At 64.8% G+C, this 18076-nt stretch carries 16 protein-coding genes; 11 read left to right on the top strand and 5 right to left on the bottom strand.

The genetic code is table 11. The features are described from left to right. Positions 1 to 250 precede the first annotated feature (250 nt). From AC1DBN_RS04410 to AC1DBN_RS04395, 4 genes are all read left to right on the top strand, one after another. A complete protein-coding gene (locus AC1DBN_RS04410; protein ID WP_091721703.1) occupies positions 251 to 1936 on the top strand; it encodes a peptide ABC transporter substrate-binding protein in 1686 nt (561 codons plus the stop codon). Positions 1937 to 2059: 123 nt separating this feature from the next. Continuing rightward, positions 2060 to 2989 carry an ABC transporter permease gene (locus tag AC1DBN_RS04405; RefSeq protein WP_056075047.1) on the top strand — a complete coding sequence of 310 codons (930 nt, stop codon included), beginning with the start codon at positions 2060 to 2062 and terminating at the stop codon, positions 2987 to 2989. Then, entirely contained in the window at positions 2979 to 3923 is a 945-nt protein-coding gene (locus AC1DBN_RS04400; protein WP_056075044.1) for an ABC transporter permease, read from the top strand. The genes AC1DBN_RS04405 and AC1DBN_RS04400 overlap by 11 nt, the downstream gene beginning before the upstream one ends. Before the next feature lie 11 nt (positions 3924 to 3934). Beyond that, entirely contained in the window at positions 3935 to 5641 is a 1707-nt protein-coding gene (locus AC1DBN_RS04395; RefSeq protein ID WP_477722626.1) for a dipeptide ABC transporter ATP-binding protein, read from the top strand. Positions 5642 to 5701: 60 nt separating this feature from the next. On the opposite strand, the gene AC1DBN_RS04390 is transcribed toward AC1DBN_RS04395, so the two are convergent. Beyond that, complete coding sequence (locus tag AC1DBN_RS04390) at positions 5702 to 6616, bottom strand: SGNH/GDSL hydrolase family protein (RefSeq protein WP_477722625.1); 915 nt, start codon at positions 6614 to 6616, stop codon at positions 5702 to 5704. 271 nt (positions 6617 to 6887) lie between these two features. Between AC1DBN_RS04390 and typA the strand changes: the two genes are divergently transcribed. After that, entirely contained in the window at positions 6888 to 8816 is a 1929-nt protein-coding gene (gene typA, locus AC1DBN_RS04385) for a translational GTPase TypA (protein WP_056075034.1), read from the top strand. A 70-nt stretch (positions 8817 to 8886) separates the two neighbouring features. Here typA and AC1DBN_RS04380 read toward each other — a convergent pair whose 3' ends face one another. Next, positions 8887 to 9123: a putative acetyltransferase gene (locus AC1DBN_RS04380; protein WP_091721694.1), complete on the bottom strand. Its 237-nt coding sequence runs from the start codon at positions 9121 to 9123 to the stop codon at positions 8887 to 8889. A 133-nt stretch (positions 9124 to 9256) separates the two neighbouring features. Between AC1DBN_RS04380 and fdxA the strand changes: the two genes are divergently transcribed. The 3 genes from fdxA to AC1DBN_RS04365 all read left to right on the top strand — a co-directional run bounded on the left by fdxA (position 9257) and on the right by AC1DBN_RS04365 (position 12272). Continuing rightward, on the top strand, positions 9257 to 9583 hold the full coding sequence (gene fdxA / locus AC1DBN_RS04375) for a ferredoxin (protein WP_009356972.1): 327 nt from the start codon (positions 9257 to 9259) through the stop codon (positions 9581 to 9583). A 13-nt stretch (positions 9584 to 9596) separates the two neighbouring features. Continuing rightward, positions 9597 to 10736: a succinyldiaminopimelate transaminase gene (gene dapC / locus AC1DBN_RS04370; protein ID WP_477722624.1), complete on the top strand. Its 1140-nt coding sequence runs from the start codon at positions 9597 to 9599 to the stop codon at positions 10734 to 10736. Positions 10737 to 10985: 249 nt separating this feature from the next. Continuing rightward, positions 10986 to 12272, top strand: a complete 1287-nt coding sequence (locus AC1DBN_RS04365; protein ID WP_091721691.1) for a citrate synthase — start codon at positions 10986 to 10988, stop codon at positions 12270 to 12272. Positions 12273 to 12468: 196 nt separating this feature from the next. On the opposite strand, the gene galE is transcribed toward AC1DBN_RS04365, so the two are convergent. After that, entirely contained in the window at positions 12469 to 13482 is a 1014-nt protein-coding gene (gene galE, locus AC1DBN_RS04360) for a UDP-glucose 4-epimerase GalE (protein ID WP_091721688.1), read from the bottom strand. 104 nt (positions 13483 to 13586) lie between these two features. On the opposite strand from galE, the gene AC1DBN_RS04355 reads away from it, so the two are divergent. After that, complete coding sequence (locus tag AC1DBN_RS04355) at positions 13587 to 14195, top strand: TetR/AcrR family transcriptional regulator (RefSeq protein ID WP_314216772.1); 609 nt, start codon at positions 13587 to 13589, stop codon at positions 14193 to 14195. A 103-nt stretch (positions 14196 to 14298) separates the two neighbouring features. Then, a complete protein-coding gene (locus tag AC1DBN_RS04350) occupies positions 14299 to 14910 on the top strand; it encodes a hypothetical protein (protein ID WP_056075023.1) in 612 nt (203 codons plus the stop codon). Positions 14911 to 14924: 14 nt separating this feature from the next. Here AC1DBN_RS04350 and AC1DBN_RS04345 read toward each other — a convergent pair whose 3' ends face one another. Both AC1DBN_RS04345 and dapD read right to left on the bottom strand, forming a co-directional pair. After that, on the bottom strand, positions 14925 to 15782 hold the full coding sequence (locus AC1DBN_RS04345; RefSeq protein ID WP_314216771.1) for a transglycosylase SLT domain-containing protein: 858 nt from the start codon (positions 15780 to 15782) through the stop codon (positions 14925 to 14927). Positions 15783 to 15789: 7 nt separating this feature from the next. Next, positions 15790 to 16830: a 2,3,4,5-tetrahydropyridine-2,6-dicarboxylate N-succinyltransferase gene (gene dapD / locus AC1DBN_RS04340; protein WP_091721682.1), complete on the bottom strand. Its 1041-nt coding sequence runs from the start codon at positions 16828 to 16830 to the stop codon at positions 15790 to 15792. A 51-nt stretch (positions 16831 to 16881) separates the two neighbouring features. Here dapD and dapE point away from each other — a divergent pair, with 51 nt between their 5' ends. After that, positions 16882 to 18018, top strand: a complete 1137-nt coding sequence (dapE, locus tag AC1DBN_RS04335) for a succinyl-diaminopimelate desuccinylase (RefSeq protein WP_091721679.1) — start codon at positions 16882 to 16884, stop codon at positions 18016 to 18018. Positions 18019 to 18076 lie beyond the last annotated feature (58 nt).

The following is an 18076-nucleotide window of genomic DNA, read 5'->3' as shown; positions in this document are numbered from 1 at the left end:
TGATGCAGGCCACGCTTCGATTTCGCAGTGGCGCTACCGCCGAGTAGCATGTGACTTGCACAACTTCCGTTAACCGGTTAACGCGTCTCGAACGCCCCGGTCACGGTTTGGCAACGGAGTACCAGTATCTGGACTTCGTGCGGTTAGGCTACTCGTACATGTAGGACAGGTCACAGTTCACAGCTGTGCCCGGCCTGCGGGGAAACACCAGATTTCCCCTCGTTATCTCCCACAACTCATAGGAGGCGGAATGCGTTTCACGCGCACTTCCAAAGCACTGGGCATCGTGGCAATCGCTGCGCTTGCCCTGACCGGGTGCGGCGCTGGAGGCGGCACCACGGAGGGGTCCAGCGACGCCACCGGCGATCCCAACAAGGTCATCACGGCCTACAGCAACGAACCACAGAACCCGCTGCTGCCGGCCAACACCAACGAGGTCTACGGCGGCCGTGTCGTCGAACTCCTCTTCGAAGGCCTGCGGACCTACGACGCCGACGGCAAGCCGGTCAACGCGTTGGCAGAATCCATTGATTCCTCCGACGCCCAGAACTGGACCATCAAGGTCAAGCAGGGACAGAAGTTCACCAACGGTGAGGCCATCACGGCCAAGACGTTCGTTGACTCCTGGAACTTCGCAGCCAACTCGAAGAACCTGCAGAACAACGGCTTCTTCTTTGAGTCCATCGCCGGCTACGAAGAAGTATCGGCGGTCAACAGCGAGAAGACGGCCGACGGCAAGACCAAGACCACCCCTGCTCCGACGGCCGAGACCATGTCCGGCCTGGCAGCAACCGATGACTCCACGATCACCGTGAAGCTTGCCCAGCCTGAAGCAGACTGGTCGCTGCGCCTGGGCTACTCCGCTTTCTTCCCGCTTCCTTCCGCTGCCCTGGCAGACCCGAAGACCTTCGGCGAGAACCCGGTGGGTAACGGCCCGTACAAGCTCGAGAAGGAAGGCGCCTGGGTACACGACCAGTCGATTTCCCTCGTCAAGAACGCTGACTACAGCGGCCCGCGCGAGTCCAAGAACGGCGGCGTGACCTTCAAGTTCTACACCGATCCGGGCCCCGCATACACGGATCTCCAGTCGGACAACCTGGACATCACCGATGTCCTGCCGTCCAACGCCCTGAAGACCTATGAGACAGACTTCCAGGACCGTAACGCCACCAAGGCAGTTGCCACCAACTCCACGCTGAACATCCCGCCGTACAACCCGAACTTCCAGGGTGAAGCCGGCAAGCTGCGCCGCGAGGCCCTCTCCTACGCCATCAACCGCGAGGAAATCGCCAAGGTTGTCTTCAACGGCACCCGCACCCCGGCCAAGGCCTTTGTCCCGCCGGTCATCGACGGATTCAAGGGAGACCTCAAGGGCAGCGAAGTCCTGAAGTTCGACGCCGCCAAGGCCAAGGACCTCTGGGAGCAGGCCAACAAGATCCAGCCCTACGACGACTCCAAGCCGCTCCAGATTGCTTCCAACACCGATGGTGGCAACAAGGAATGGATCGACGCCGTGGCCAACGGCTTCAAGAACAACCTCGGCATCCAGGCTGAAATCCAGCCCTTCGCCAAGTTCGCTGAAGTCCTGAACCTGCGCAAGTCCCAGCAGCTCCCCGGCCTGACCCGTGCAGGCTGGCAGGGTGACTACCCGTCGCTGTACAACTTCCTCGGCCCGGTCTGGGGCACCAACGCTTCCTCCAACTACGAGAAGTACACGAACCCCGAGTTCGACAAGCTCCTCAAGGAGGGCCTGGCTGCCACATCCACCGAGGATGCAAACGCCAAGTTCAACCAGGCACAGGAAGTGCTGTTCGAGGATCTGCCCGGCCTGCCCCTGTGGGACCAGGCACGTCCGATCGTGTGGAGCAACAACGTCGTGAAGGCCGAAACCGGCTGGAACGGCAGCATCCTCTACTACAACATCACGGCTAAGTAGTCCTTGATCTAACTTGCCGCCAAGGCTAATGGGGGTCCGGTTACGGCCGGGCCCCCATTGGCTTGCACGGCAGGAAGGTATGCATGAACCTGTTCACTTCCTCCCCGGAAGGCTGGTGATACCGTGGTCCGCTTTATCCTTCGCCGGCTCCTCCAGGTGATCCCTGTCTTCATCGGCACCACCCTCCTCGTGTACTACATGGTCTTCGCCCTGCCCGGCGATCCCATCGCGGCACTGTTCGGCGACCGCCAGCCACCCCAGGCAGTCATCGATACCCTTCGCAGCCAGTACCACCTTGATGAACCCTTCATTGTCCAGTACGGCCTGTTCCTGAAGAACCTCTTCACGTTCAACCTTGGCAACGACTTCACCGGCCAGCCCATTGCGGCAAGCCTGGCCCGAGTCTTCCCGGTAACGGCGATGCTGGCCGTCGAAGCGCTGGCCATCCAGGCCATCTTCGGTGTCGCGTTCGGCGTATTCGCCGGGCTCCGCCGTGGCGGCTGGTTTGACTCCACCGTCCTGGTGGCTTCCCTGGTGGTCATCGCAGTTCCCACCTTCGTGCTGGGCTTCGTGTTCCAGCTGGTCTTTGGCGTACAACTCGGCTGGGCGAAACCCACCGTGGGCGCCAACGCAGACTGGGGCAGCCTGCTGCTGCCCGCCGTCGTGCTGGGCCTTGTCTCCTTCGCGTACGTCCTCAGGCTGACCCGTGCGTCGGTCAGCGAGAACATGAACGCGGACTACGTCCGGACCGCCACCGCCAAGGGCCTGTCCCGGCCCCGGGTGGTCCTGGCACACATCCTGCGCAACTCGCTGATCCCCGTGGTGACCTACCTGGGCGCCAACCTTGGCGGCCTGATGGGCGGCGCCATCGTTACCGAAGGCATCTTCAACGTCCCGGGCGTCGGCAACAAGCTGTACCAGGCAGTCCTGCGCACTGAGGGCCCCACCATCGTGTCCATCGTCAGCGTGCTGGTGCTGGTGTTCGTGGTGTCCAACCTGCTCGTTGATCTCCTGTACGCCTGGCTTGACCCGAGGATTCGCTATGACCAGTAACAACAGCCACTTCGTGGCGCCCATCGATGAAACCCCGCTGCAGGCGACGGACGCGGTCAAGACCGACCAAGCCCCGCTCAGCCTGTGGGCAGACGCGTGGCGCAAGCTCCGCCGTCGTCCGCTGTTTATCATCTCGTCGCTGCTGATCCTCGCCCTGATCGTGATTGCGCTGTTCCCCGGCCTCTTCACGTCCACCCCGCCGAACGACGGCTGCGAACTCGGGAACTCGGAAGGCGGGCCCACTGCCGGCCACCCGTTCGGGTTTACGTTCCAGGGTTGCGACATCTACTCGCGCGTCATCCACGGCACACAGGCATCACTGTCCGTTGGCATCCTTTCGGTGCTCTGCGTACTGGTGATCGGTGTAACCCTCGGCGCGTTGGCTGGCTACTACGGCGGCTGGGTCGATGCCGTACTGGCCCGCCTCGGCGACATCTTCTTCGCGCTGCCGCTGATCCTCGGCGCCCTGGTGATCACCCAGCTGCCGCTGTTCCGCGAGAACAAGAGCGTGTGGACAGTAGTGTTCGTCATATCGCTCCTGGCCTGGCCGCAGATGGCACGCATTACCCGTGGCGCCGTCATAGAAGTACGCAACGCAGACTTCGTCACCGCGGCCCAGGCGCTGGGCGTGTCGAAGTTCAAGGCGCTGGTCCGGCACGTCCTGCCCAACGCCCTGGCACCGATCATCGTTCTGGCAACCCTGGAACTGGGCGTGTTCATCGTGGCCGAAGCCACGCTGTCCTTCCTGGGCATTGGACTGCCGCAGAGCATCATGTCGTGGGGCAATGACATTGCAGGTGCCCAGGCCTCCATCCGGACCCGGCCCGAAATCCTGCTGTTCCCCGCTGCAGCCCTGTCCATCACCGTGCTGAGCTTCATCATGCTGGGCGATGCCGTCCGTGACGCCCTCGACCCGAAGAGCCGCCAGCGATGAGAGATAAAGAGATGACAACTCCAGACGTCAGCATCGGCGAGGCCCGCGCCAACGGCAACAAGCCGCTCCTGGAAATCCGCGACCTTGCCATCACCTTCAAGACCGGCAGCGGCGAAGTCCAGGCCGTGCGCAACGCACACCTGACCATCATGCCCGGAGAGACGGTAGCCATTGTGGGGGAGTCCGGCTCGGGCAAGTCCACCACGGCACTGGCGGCCATAGGACTCCTGCCGAATAACGGCAGCGTCTCCGGCGGCCAGATCCTGCTTGACGGCGAGGACATTTCCCACGCCAGTGAGCAGCGGATGATCGAGCTGCGCGGAAACACCATCGGCATGGTTCCGCAGGACCCGATGTCCAACCTCAACCCGGTGTGGAAGATCGGGTACCAGGTGCGGGAGACCCTGCGCGCCAATGGCCGTCCGAGCGGACCGGATGACATCGCCAAGGTGCTGTCCGAAGCCGGCCTGCCCGACGCCAAACGCCGCGCGAACCAGTATCCGCATGAGTTCTCCGGCGGTATGCGCCAGCGTGCACTGATCGCCATTGGCCTTTCATGCCAGCCGCGCCTGCTGATTGCCGATGAACCCACGTCCGCGCTGGACGTGACGGTCCAGCGGCAGATCCTGGACCACCTGGACACCATGACCACGGACCTTGGCACCTCGGTGCTGCTGATCACCCACGACCTGGGCCTGGCAGCAGAACGTGCCAACAAAGTGGTGGTCATGTACCAGGGACGCGTCGTGGAGGCAGGGCCGTCACTGGAACTGCTGCGTAATCCGCAGCACCCGTACACCAAGCGCCTGGTTGAGTCGGCGCCATCCCTTGCCAGCCGGCGCATCCAGGCAGCCAAGGAACAGGGCGTGGAGACGGCGGACATGCTGGCTCCTGCAGCGGAAACGTCCGTCGCGGACAACGTCCTGCAGATCCAGGACCTTCGGAAGGTGTACAAGCTCCGCCAGGGCCTGGGCAAGGCCACGGATTTCGCGGCCGTGGACGGCGTGAGCTTCGACGTCAAACGCGGAACAACGACGGCGATCGTGGGGGAGTCCGGTTCGGGCAAGTCCACGGTGGCCAAGATGGTGCTCCAGCTTGAGAAGCCTACCGACGGCAAGATCCTCTTTGACGGCGTGGATACCTCGCTGCTGAAGGCCGGGGACCTGTTCAAGTTCCGCCGGCGTGTGCAGCCGATCTTCCAGGACCCGTACGGATCCCTGGACCCGATGTACAACATCTACCGCACCATCGAGGAGCCGTTGCGGGTCCACAAAATCGGTGATGCGGCCAGCCGCGAGAAAAAGGTCCGGGAACTGCTGGACCAGGTGGCACTGCCCCAGTCCGCCATGCAGCGGTACCCGAACGAGCTCTCCGGAGGCCAGCGTCAGCGCGTCGCCATTGCCCGCGCCCTCGCACTGGACCCCGAGGTCATCATCTGTGACGAGGCCGTGTCCGCACTGGACGTCCTGGTCCAGGCGCAGGTCCTGAACCTGCTGGCTGACCTGCAGTCGAACCTGGGCCTGACCTATCTCTTCATCACCCACGACCTGGCAGTCGTCCGGCAGATTGCCGACCATGTCTGCGTCATGGAGAAGGGCCGCCTGGTGGAGACCGGAACCACCGACGAAGTCTTCGAAGCGCCGCAGCAGGAGTACACCAGGGCACTCCTGAACGCCATCCCGGGTGCGAAGCTGATGCTGCCGCCGGAAGTGGCATAAAGCGCGATCCGTCGTCGTACAGCTGAAGGGCTGGGGCGCCGCTCCGAATGGAGCGGGGCCTCAGCCCTTCTTGCTGCCGCCTCCGGCCTGGGCGGTGGCCGCGGCAGTGGCGGTGATGTCCGGAATTCCCAGTTCCCGGAGGCGGCGTTCCAGCACCGTCCCCAGCGCCTTCCGGCCTTCGCTGTCCATGTGGACGGGGTCCGCAAGGTGCTGTACCAGGTTGTACTTGGTCAGCCAGTCTCCCGCGCTGACAAACGTGATGCCCTGCTTGGCTGCGATGCTCGAGAGCAGGTTGTCCACTTGGCTCCGGCGGCCGCCACCGTTGTTGGCGCCCTTCGCGAGGGTGCCCACCATGACCATCCTGGTAGTGGGGTAGCGGGCTTTCATGGCCTGGACAAGGCGGTTGGCGTTGGCGGTGATCTGGGCATCCGAGGCGCCGCGGGCAGCATCGTTGCCGCCGCCTTCAATCACCACCAGTCCGGGAGTTCCCACCGGCAGCATCCAGTCGCCCCGCTCCAGGGCGTCAATGTAGTTGCCCACCTTGCCGTTGGCTGCCGTGAAGCCCGTACCGCCATAACCGCAAAAGTGGACGTTGTAGCCAAGGGAAACCAAGGCGCGGCGGGGCCAGCTGTCGTCCGGAACCGACTGGGAGTCGCCGATCAGGACAGCGGTGTTCCGTACGTTCGGCACCACTACTTCGTTCCGCCCAAAGACCGGGTTCCGGAAGACCTCCCCTGGGCGCATGGCGGGGCGGGAGAGGACCTCGGACAGGTCGGCGCCCGGCGTGTATCGGGGCGCATCCGCCGGATCCGTCGCAGCGGCCCTGAGCAGGGAAGGCGGAACCTGGTCCGGGCTGGCCGAGGCTGCCGGTGCATCCGACGCCGGAAGTTGTGCCGGTTGGCCCGGGGCCGCCAGGACGATGCCGGCGGCAATAGCAAATACCGCGATCCGCGTTAAAGCGGATGCGGGACGCATGCTGGTTTCTCGTGGTATTCGCTGCTCATCAACAGCAATAATGGGGCATAAATCCGTATTTATCCAGTGAGTGTGACTGCTCTCAATTTCCGTCCCTCGGCGGATCGGCAGAGGACCGGATACCTGCCGGTTCCGGACCGGTTTTAGGCCATCACTTGCCACTGCGGTTAGACTTGTTGAAGGAGCCCTGTGTTATGGGCCTGATCTGTCGTGCGTTTCGGTTGGAAATGTCGCGATGACTACAGCTGACCACGGAATCGAGTCTTTACGCATGTCTGAAACCACCACCAACACCGCGGTAGCCACTGCCTCGCGCAGTGACCTCCGCAACGTCGCGATTGTGGCCCACGTTGACCACGGCAAGACCACGCTGGTTGACGCCATGCTCAAGCAGACCAACTCCTTTGCCGAGCACAACCACCTCGAAGACCGCGTGATGGACTCCGGTGACCTGGAGCGCGAAAAGGGCATCACCATCCTGGCCAAGAACACCACGGTGGCCTACAACGGACCGTCGTCCAACGGTGAAACCATCACCATCAACGTCATCGACACCCCCGGCCACGCCGACTTCGGTGGCGAGGTGGAGCGCGGCCTGTCCATGGTCGACGGCGTCGTCCTCCTCGTTGACGCGTCCGAAGGTCCGCTGCCGCAGACCCGCTTCGTCCTCCGCAAGGCCCTCGCCGCGCACCTGCCGGTGATCCTGCTGGTCAACAAGACCGACCGTCCCGACGCCCGCATCGAGGAAGTCGTCCACGAGTCCATGGACCTCCTGCTGGGCCTCGCCTCTGACCTCGCGGACGAAGTTCCGGACCTTGACCTGGACAAGATCCTCGAAGTTCCCGTTGTTTACGCTGCCGCCAAGGTTGGCCGCGCCTCCCTGGACCAGCCCGCCGATGGCGCCGCCCCGGACAACGAGGACCTTGAGCCGCTGTTCAAGACCATCATCGAGCACATCCCCGCTCCCACGTACAACCCGGAGGGCGTCCTCCAGGCGCACGTCACCAACCTTGACGCCTCCCCGTTCCTGGGCCGCCTCGCCCTGCTCCGCATCTACAACGGCACCCTGCGCAAGGGCCAGACCGTGGCCTGGGCACGCGCCAACGGTGAACTCAAGAACGTCAAGATCACCGAACTGCTGGCCACCAAGGCCCTGGACCGTGTCCCGGCCGAGTCCGCAGGCCCCGGCGAGATCGTCGCCGTCGCCGGTATCGAGGAAATCACCATCGGTGAGACCCTGACCGACGCCGAGAACCCGCAGCCGCTGCCGCTGATCACCGTGGACGATCCCGCGATCTCCATGACCATCGGTATCAACACCTCGCCGCTGGCCGGCAAGGTCAAGGGCGCCAAGGTCACCGCACGCCAGGTGAAGGACCGCCTGGACAAGGAACTGATCGGTAACGTCTCCATCAAGGTTCTGCCCACCGAGCGTCCCGACGCCTGGGAAGTCCAGGGCCGTGGCGAGCTCGCGCTGGCCATCCTCGTCGAGCAGATGCGCCGCGAAGGCTTCGAGCTGACTGTGGGCAAGCCGCAGGTGGTCACCAAGACCATCGACGGCAAGATCCACGAGCCGATGGAGCACATGACCATCGACGTCCCCGAAGAGTACCTGGGCGCCGTCACGCAGCTGATGGCCGCCCGCAAAGGCCGCATGACCAACATGGCCAACCACGGCACCGGCTGGTGCCGGATGGAATTCATCGTTCCGGCCCGTGGCCTGATCGGTTTCCGCACCAAGTTCCTCACGGACACCCGTGGCGCCGGCATCGCAGCGTCCATCTCCGAAGGCTACGAGCCGTGGGCCGGCCCCATCGAGTACCGCACCAACGGTTCCATGGTTGCCGACCGCGCCGGCGTTGTGACCCCGTTCGCCATGATCAACCTGCAGGAACGTGGCTCCTTCTTCGTGAAGCCCACCTCCGAGGTGTACGAGGGCATGATCGTCGGCGAGAACTCCCGCGCCGACGACATGGACGTCAACATCACCAAGGAAAAGAAGCTCACCAACATGCGTGCAGCTTCCTCCGACACCTTCGAGAACCTGACGCCGCCGCGCGACCTGACCCTCGAAGAGTCCCTCGAATTCGCCCGCGAAGACGAGTGTGTTGAGGTGACCCCGGACGCCATCCGCATCCGCAAGGTCATCCTGGACACCAACGAGCGCGCCAAGGCCGCCCGCGCCCGCGCCAAGTCGTAACACCCCGCAACATACAGAATGCCGCCGGCTCCCATGCCGGCGGCATTCCGCGTTTAAGCAGGCCTGCGGCTCAGCCCCGCGGGCGGCGCTCCGGGGCCGGCGGAACCTCTTTGGCCGCCACCACGGCGGCGAGGGGGATCACGACGTCGGCCTGCCGCGTCCGGACGGTGCACGCACCGCCGTCGCACGAGACAAGGTGGCCCAGGGCGTCAGTGAAGCCTCCATCGATCCGGTACCGCACCACGACGCGGGTTCCGGGGGCGGCAGCGGACAGGAAACCGGCGGGAGCGGGGGTGGGCAGCGTCACCACTTCATACTAGGAGGCCCGGCTAGGTTCGCGGGAACGGCGTGGGAGATAATAGGCTCAGATGTCAATAGTCCGGCCGCGCCGGGCGAAAGAGCCGGCGGGATGCCGGAACCAACGTGGAGAGGCCAGGGACGTGACGTACGTAATCGCGCAGCCGTGTGTAGATGTCAAGGACAAGGCATGCATCGAGGAATGCCCGGTCGACTGCATCTATGAGGGCGAGCGTTCGCTGTACATCCATCCGGACGAATGCGTCGACTGCGGCGCGTGCGAGCCGGTGTGCCCCGTGGAGGCCATTTACTACGAGGATGACACCCCGGACGAGTGGGCTGACTACTACAAGGCAAACGTCGAGTTCTTCGACGACCTCGGCTCGCCGGGCGGCGCCGCGAAGATCGGCAACACGGGCAAGGACCACCCGATGATCGCCGCGCTGCCCCCGCAGAACCAAGACCACTGATACGGACGTAACGGTGACCGCTGCAGTGCGCACTTTCGGCCTGGACCTGCCCGACTACCCGTGGGAGGCCATGGCGCCGTACCTGGCGAAGGCTTCGGAACACCCGGGCGGGGCAGTCAACCTGTCCATCGGAACGCCGGTGGACCCCACGCCTGCCATCATCCAGGACGCGCTGAAGGCTGCAGCCAACGCCCCGGGCTATCCCACGGTGCACGGAACCCCCGCGCTCCGCGAGGCCATTGCAGGCTGGTTCGAGCGCCGCCGCGGGGTGGCCGGCCTGGACCCGCGCAACATCATGCCCACGGTGGGTTCGAAGGAAGTTGTTGCGTGGCTCCCGCTGCTGCTGGGCCTGAAGCCGGGAGACGTCGTCGTACGTCCCAAGGTGGCATACCCCACGTACGATATCGGCGCCACGTTTGCCGGCGTCACCTCCGTGGCCACGGACAATTTGGACGAGCTCGACGACGCCGTCCGCGCCCGTGTGCGCCTCATCTGGGTCAACTCCCCGGGCAATCCCACCGGCAGCGTGCGGGACGTCGAGTCGCTGAAGGCACTGGTGGTCCAGGCACGGGAGCTCGGCGCCGTGGTTGCCTCTGACGAATGCTACGCAGAACTCGGCTGGGGGGACTGGGACGTCCAGCGCGGCGGCCAGCCGGTCCCCAGCATCCTGGATCCGCGCGTGGCGGGCGGATCCCATGAAGGCCTGCTGGCGGTGTACTCGCTGAGCAAACAGTCGAACGTGGCCGGCTACAGGGCGGCGTTCGTTGCTGGAGACCCGGCGCTGATGCCCAACCTGGTCAACAGCCGCAAGCATGCCGGAATGATTGTTCCGTTCCCGGTCCAGGAGGCCATGCGGGTGGCGCTCGGCGACGATGCCCACGTTGAGGCCCAGAAGGACCTCTACCGCAGGCGCCGGGAGCAGCTGGTACCCGCACTGCGAGGGTTCGGCCTGGAGATCAAGGATTCCGACGCCGGGCTGTACCTCTGGAGCTCGGCAGGGGAGAGCACCTGGGATACCGTTGCACGGCTTGCCGATCGCGGCATAGTGGTAGGGCCCGGCGTGTTCTACGGCGAAGCCGGCAACGGGTTCGTCCGCGTCGCCCTGACAGGCTCCGACGAACGGATCGGCGCTGCTGTGGAGCGGTTGTCCTGATCACGTGCGTGATCCCGTAACAATCATGTGACTCGCAGCACACTGCCCGCATTTAAGGGGCATTTGCGCCGACCCGGATTAGTGACACGTGCCCAACTGGCGGTAGTTTTTAAGTGACTATCAATGGTGGCTTTCTACAAGTAGGCAGTCCGGGTGTTGGATCCTGTCTTCTCAGGCTCAAGTGCGCGGCTCACCTGATGTTGGATCAAGCTTTCGACAGAGGCCGAGAAGCCTCATGAAGGGGACTCCATGACTGAGACCAACAACGCGGCCACCCTGCTTCACGCAGGCGGAGAGCTCAAGCTGCCGCGCATCCAGGTTATTGAAGGAAACGAAGGCTACGACGTTTCCAAGCTCCTGAAGCAGACGGGCGCAGTCACCTTCGACCCCGGCTTCATGAACACCGCGGCAACCACGTCCGCGATCACCTACATCGATGGCGATGCGGGCATCCTGCGCTACCGCGGGTACCCCATCGAGCAGCTGGCACAGCACTCCAGCTTCCTCGAGGTGTCCTACCTCCTGATCTACGGCAACCTGCCCACTCCCACGGAACTGGACGAGTTCGACCAGAAGATCCGGCGCCACACCCTCCTGCACGAGGAGCTCAAAGGCTTCTTCGGCGGGTTCCCCCGCGACGCGCACCCCATGCCGGTGCTGTCGTCCGCAGTGTCCGCACTGTCCACGTTCTACCAGGACTCGCTGGACCCGTTCAATGCAGAGCAGGTGGAAGTTTCCACCATCCGCCTCATGGCCAAGCTGCCGGTCATCGCTGCGTACGCGCACAAGAAGTCCATCGGCCAGCCCATGCTGTACCCGGACAACTCCCACAACCTGGTGGAGAACTTCCTCCGCCTGAGCTTCGGGCTTCCGGCCGAGCAGTACGAGGTTGACCCGGTGGTCGCCAAGGCCCTGGACCTGCTCCTCATCCTGCACGCGGACCACGAGCAGAACTGCTCCACGTCAACCGTGCGCCTGGTTGGCTCGTCCAACGCCAACCTGTTCGCGTCCGTCTCTGCCGGCATCAACGCACTGTTCGGCCCGGCCCATGGCGGCGCCAATGAGGCTGTGCTCAAGATGCTGCGCCAGATCCAGGCCGAGGGCCTCAAGCCCGAGGACTACATGGAGAAGGTCAAGAACAAGGAAGACGGCGTCCGGCTTATGGGCTTCGGACACCGCGTCTACAAGAACTACGATCCGCGTGCCAAGATCGTCAAGGCCACGGCCCACGAGATCCTCACCAAGCTCGGCGGCAACGACGAACTGCTGGACATTGCCCTCCGCCTCGAAGAGAAGGCGCTGAACGATGACTACTTCATCCAGCGCAAGCTCTACCCGAACGTGGACTTCTACACCGGCCTGATCTACAAGGCCATGGGATTCCCCGAAAAGATGTTCACCGTGCTGTTCGCCATCGGCCGCCTCCCCGGCTGGATCGCCCAGTGGCGTGAAATGATCAGCGACCCGAACACCAAGATCGGCCGCCCGCGCCAGCTGTACATCGGCGAACCGGAACGCGACTACCCGGTCCGCTAATCTCCACCGCACAGCATTAATGACGACGGCGGCCGCCCACCTTCCAAAGGTGGGCGGCCGCCGTCGTTAATTCCCATCCATTGCTCCCCACCGGCACCCTAACCTCGCAAGCTCGGCCAGGGAACCCTGCCGGCGTGGGCCCACGGCCCTTTTGAGCGGTCAAAACGGCGGTTACTGAGCAGTCGATGAGGGGAGGCTAGGACGCGTAGCCCTGCGGGTTGTTCTTCTGCCAGCGCCAGTGGTCCTCGCACATCTGGTCCACGGTCTTGGTGGTGGACCAGCCCAGGTCCGCCAGCGCGGAGGCGGCGTCAGCCCAGAAGGCCGGGAGGTCGCCTGCGCGGCGCTCCGTAATTTCGTAGGGGATGGGCTCGCCCACGGCCTTTTCGAAGGAGCGGAGCACTTCGAGGACGGATGAGCCCCTGCCGGAGCCAAGGTTCCAGCGGAACACGCCTGCACGGCCGGCCACGTAGTTCAGTGCAGCGACGTGCCCCTCGGCAAGGTCCTCCACGTGGATGTAGTCGCGGAGGCACGTACCGTCCGGGGTGTCGTAGTCGCCGCCGAAGACCATCAGCTTCTCGCGGCGGCCCACGGCCACCTGGGCGATGAACGGCACGAGGTTGTTCGGGATGCCCTGCGGGTCCTCGCCGATCCTGCCGGACGGGTGAGCGCCCACCGGATTGAAGTAGCGCAGCAGTGCGATATGCCAGCGCGGGTCGGCATCGCCCAGGTCCGAGAGGATGTCCTCGATCTGTTCCTTGGTGCGGCCATAGGGGTTGTTCGCGCCGATCTCCATCTTTTCCACGTAGGGGATGGGGTTGTGCTCGCCGTAGACGGTGGCCGACGAACTGAACACGAAGGACCGGACGTCATGGCGGTCCATGACGCGGATCAGGTTCAGCGTGCCCACCAGGTTGTTGTAGTAGTACTTCAGCGGTTCCCGGACGGATTCACCCACGGCCTTCAGCCCGGCAAAGTGGATGACGGCGTCGATGCCGGCGCCGGCGAACACCCGCTCCACCGCGGCTTCGTCCACCAGGTCAACGTTGTGGAACTCCGCTTCCTTTCCGCTGAGTTCGGCAACGCGCCGCAGGGACTCTTCGCTGGAATTGACCAGGTTGTCGATGACGACCACGTCGTGGCCGGCTTCCTGCAGGGAAAGGACAGTGTGGGAACCGATGTAGCCGGTGCCCCCCGTAACCAGAATTTTCATGCCTCAACCCTATCCAACGCAGCCCTGACCTGCCGCCGCGTTCCGGATGCCGGGCAGGGGTGGCCGGTCCCGCTTTTGGGGCACAAGTGTGCTAAATAATAAGGGTGCCCAAAATTGTTGACCCGGATGCCCGGCGCCGGGATGTAGTAGACGCCGTCCTGCGCATTATTGCCGTCGACGGACTGGAGCGGGCGTCACTGCGTGAGGTGGCGGACGAGGCGGGGCTCGCCGTCGGGTCCGTCCGCCATTACTTCGCCGGCAGCGATGAGCTTCTCGCATTTTCCTTTGCCAGCGTTGTGGACAGGGTGGTGGGGCGGCTCCAGGCCATGCTCCCCGCCGCGGATGCTGCACTTCCCGGCAGTGCAGCCCATCGCGAGTCCGTATTAACACTGCTGGGCGGGATGCTGCCGCTGGACGAAGAACGGGCCGTGGAGATCTGTGCCCTGATGGCCTTCAGGAATGCCGCCCGGATCAAACCGTTCCTGGCGCCCGAGGCGGACCGCAGCCACCGGCAGGTCGCAGCCATCGCCGGCCGCATCGTAGCCGGACTGATGCCCGCAGACGAGCCGCAGGAGAATCTGGTGATCGAGGCCGAGCGGCTGCTGGCGACCCTCGATGGCCTGGGCATGCACGCACTCCTTCAGCCCGCGTGGATGACCGCTGAAATGTGCACCGGCGTTTTGGAACGCCATCTTGACGGACTGGGGCGCTGACGGACATTAACGTGAGGTGGAACCGGGAATAGACTGGGAACCGGGGCTGCCGGCGGATGGCGCAGGCGGCCCGGGCAGGGGAGTACTCCAGGAAGGACTTCGGATGCAGCAGGCAAGCGGTTCCAGATGGCAGATCACCACGGACACCTCGGGGCCCATGATGATTGCGCTCTTTCTCCGCGATACCGCAGGACTGAACGGAGCCGGACACCCTGCGCTCTCGCACGCCAAGCCCAAGGTCCGCCCTGCCGACCACAGCCACCTCACAGCCGATGTCGGCGGGCTGGGTGCCCTGAAAACTGAGTGGGAAGCCTGGTGGGAACAGCTGCTCAAGGCCTACCCGCACACCTCGCCGGACCTCTCGCCGCCTGACTTCGAGGCGTTCGGCAACTCTCCGGCCCTCCAGCGGGTCCTGCAGGCACACTTTGGTTCCGCCCTGACCTGGGCCAGGGAACGGCGGAGCGAGTACGCAGAGCTGGAAGCGGAACGGGAGGCCAACGGCGCTGATCACCTGCTCACCGACATGGTGGATGACAGGCTCATGGAGGTGGGCCGCGATTCGCGTGACTTCAAGCTGTCCATCATCGAGTTGCCGCTCAACGAGCACCGGGCGTGGTACCTGGAGCCGGACAAGATCATCATGAGCCAGCAGCTGATGGGCGAGCCGGAGCTGTTCCGCAGTTACGTGCAGCCGGTGGTGGAAATCCTCGTCTGATCCGCAGCCGGGGCTCAGGCGCCGGAGGAGGCCCGGGACACGGTAATGCGCACCTGGCCTTCGGCCGCGTCCGACTCCTGCCAGCCGGCACGGTCGTCGCGGTCCCAGCTCCTGCCTGCGACGTCCACCCGGATAACGTCAAGGCCCTTGGCGTTGGCTACGGCCCATTGGGCGACGGACCACGCCGCGCTGCCGCTGGCCTCCACCACCAGGGCCTGCCCTTCGTCCGTTGCCGCGAGGTTTCCGTAAGCACGGCCGAGTTCGGCCAGGACTGCGCCCGTGTCACCCTCGGTGCCGGCGGATCGGAGCGTGCACTGCACAGCCCCGGGGGTCTGGCCGGACAGTCCGGAGGCGAAGGAGCGGCCCATGTCCTCGTGCTCGGCATAGGCGGTGGGGAAGGCGGAGCGCTGCACGCGCTGGGCCGCGTCCGTAATCTCGAGCGTTTCGTAGCCCGGTACCTTCACCAGGGCGTCGTAGAACGCGTTGACGGCGTAGTAGGGGTCCATGACCTGGGCTTCGGTTCCCCACCCCTGTGACGGTCTCTGCTGGAACAGGCCGCGCGAGTCAGGCCCGGCCTGGTCGCCGTGGCCGATGTTGCGCAGCTTCGATTCCTGCATGGCAGTGGCCAGCGCGATGCTGGCGGCCCGGGGAGGCAGTCCTCGCTGCACCGCGACGGCGGTGATGAGGGAGGCGTAGACGGCCTGGTCCGGAGCCAGTTCGGCCTTCCTGTCGCCCACCACAGCCGTGCAGCGCTCAGAAACGAGGGTTTCGGAGCGCTGCACGAAAAACACTGCAGAGTAGATGCCGCCGGCTACCAGGACCAGGACGAGCAACAGGACAGCGAGTCGGCGGAGGCCGCGTCTGCGTGCCACCGTGGAATCAGTTGGCGTGGAGCGCGTCGTTCAGTTCCACCGTCTGGCCCTGGCGGGGGAGGACCTCCACAGCGCCGGTGGTGGAATTGCGGCGGAAGAGCAGGTTGGGCACACCGGAAAGGTCGGCGGCCTTGACGATCTTTGTGGTGTCTTCGCCTACCTCGTCCTTGGGTCCGGGGACGCGGACACGGGTACCGGCCGTCACGTACAGGCCGGCTTCAACGACGGAGTCGTCGCCGATGCTGATGCCGACGCCGGAGTTGGCTCCGAGCAGGACCCGCTCGCCGATGGTGATCTTTTCCTTGCCGCCGCCCGAGAGGGTGCCCATGATCGAAGCGCCGCCGCCGACGTCGCTGCCGTCTCCGGTGACCACGCCGGCGGAAATGCGGCCCTCAACCATGGAGGTTCCCAGGGTTCCGGCGTTGAAGTTTACGAAGCCTTCGTGCATGACGGTGGTCCCGGCGGCCAGGTGGGCACCGAGGCGGACGCGGTCGGCGTCGGCGATCCGGACCCCGGCGGGCACCACGTAGTCCACCATGCGCGGGAACTTGTCGACTCCGTAAACGGTGACGGCGCCGCGGCGGCGGAGGCGGGCACGGGTGAGTTCGAAGCCTTCGACGGCGGCGGGACCGAAGTTGGTCCACACCACGTTGGGGAGCTTGCCGAAGATTCCGTCCAGGTTGATGGTGTTGGGCCGGACCAGGCGGTGGGAGAGCAGGTGCAGGCGGAGGTAGGCGTCCGCCGTGTCTGCCGGTGCTTCGTCGAGGTTGATCTGGACGAAGACCACCTTCTGTTCGGTGTTACGGTCCTCGTCGGCTCCGTTGTCCGCGATCTGGGTCAGCGCCGGGTCGGCGTTTTCCACGGAGCGGAGGTTCTCCGCGGCAACACCCAGCGACGGCGCCGGGAACCACACGTCCAGGACTGTTGCTTCAACCGAACCATCGCCGCTGGCGCTAGCAATGGTGGCAACGCCAAAGCCGTAGGCGGAGCGGCTGTCAGTGGTGTCGTTCAGGGTTTCGGGCACGGCGGAGGAAGCGGTCTCAGTCATGTGGTCCAGTCTATCGAGGGGTGGCCCCAGGGTTCGAACTAGACTGGCTTCGTGACTGCCGAACCCGCCCCCCGCACATCCGTACCCGCACTGGACCTCCGCCAGGACGTCGCGATGCTGACCGCAGCCGTGATGGACATCAACAGCGTCTCGGGCAACGAGAAGGAACTCGCCGACGCCGTGGAAGCGGCACTGGCGGACATTCCCCAGCTGACGATTGTTCGGGACGGCGATTCCATCATCGCCCGCACGGAGTTGGGGAAGGCCGAACGCGTCATCCTCGCCGGGCACCTGGATACCGTTCCGTTGCCGCTGACGGAGGGGTCGAAGGGAACCGTGCCGTCCACCTGGGAATCCGGTGTACCGGGGGAGGGTGTGCTGTACGGACGCGGTGCCACGGACATGAAGGGCGGGGTGGCTGTCCAGCTGGCACTCGCTGCCACCATGTTCGACGACGGCGGCCAGCCGCAACGCGATGTCACCTTCGTCTTTTACGACCATGAGGAAGTCGAGGCGGTGAAGAGCGGCCTGGGGCGCCTGGTCCGTAACCACGGCCACCTGCTGGACGGCGACTTCGCCATCCTGCTGGAACCGACCCACGGAACCGTGGAAGGCGGCTGCAACGGCACCAGCCGTTTCGAGGCCACCACCGTCGGGGAGGCTGCCCACTCGGCCCGGGCGTGGATGGGCAGCAATGCCATCCACGCGGCGGCCCCGATCCTCGCCCGGCTGGCAGCCTACGAACCACAGACCGTCAACGTTGACGGCCTCGATTACCGCGAGAGCCTGAACGCGGTGAAGATCAACGGCGGAACGGCCGGCAACGTTATTCCGGACCGGTGCGTGGTGGAGATCAACTACCGCTTTGCGCCGGACAAATCGCCGGATGAGGCCGAGGCCGTTGTCCGGAACCTTCTTGAGGGCTTCGACGTGGTCCGTACCGATGCCGCCGCCGGTGCCCGGCCGGGCCTGAACCACCCCGCTGCAGCCTCCTTCGTGGCCGCCGTGGGTGCCGAGCCGAAGCCGAAATACGGCTGGACCGACGTCGCGCGGTTCAGCGAGCTGGGGATTCCCGCCGTGAATTTCGGCCCTGGTGATCCGCTGTTGGCCCACAAGGACAACGAACACGTGGATGCCGAAGCCATCCGTGAGTGCCTGCGGGCGTTGCAGGACTGGCTTCAGGACTGACCGCCCGCTGCCGCCCACGCAGCGCGGCGCTCAAACAGTTATGGCCCGGATCATCAGA

The sequence above is a fragment of the Pseudarthrobacter sp. 10T415 genome (genome assembly GCF_056394175.1).
This window is presented reverse-complemented; position numbering and strand designations above follow the sequence as displayed.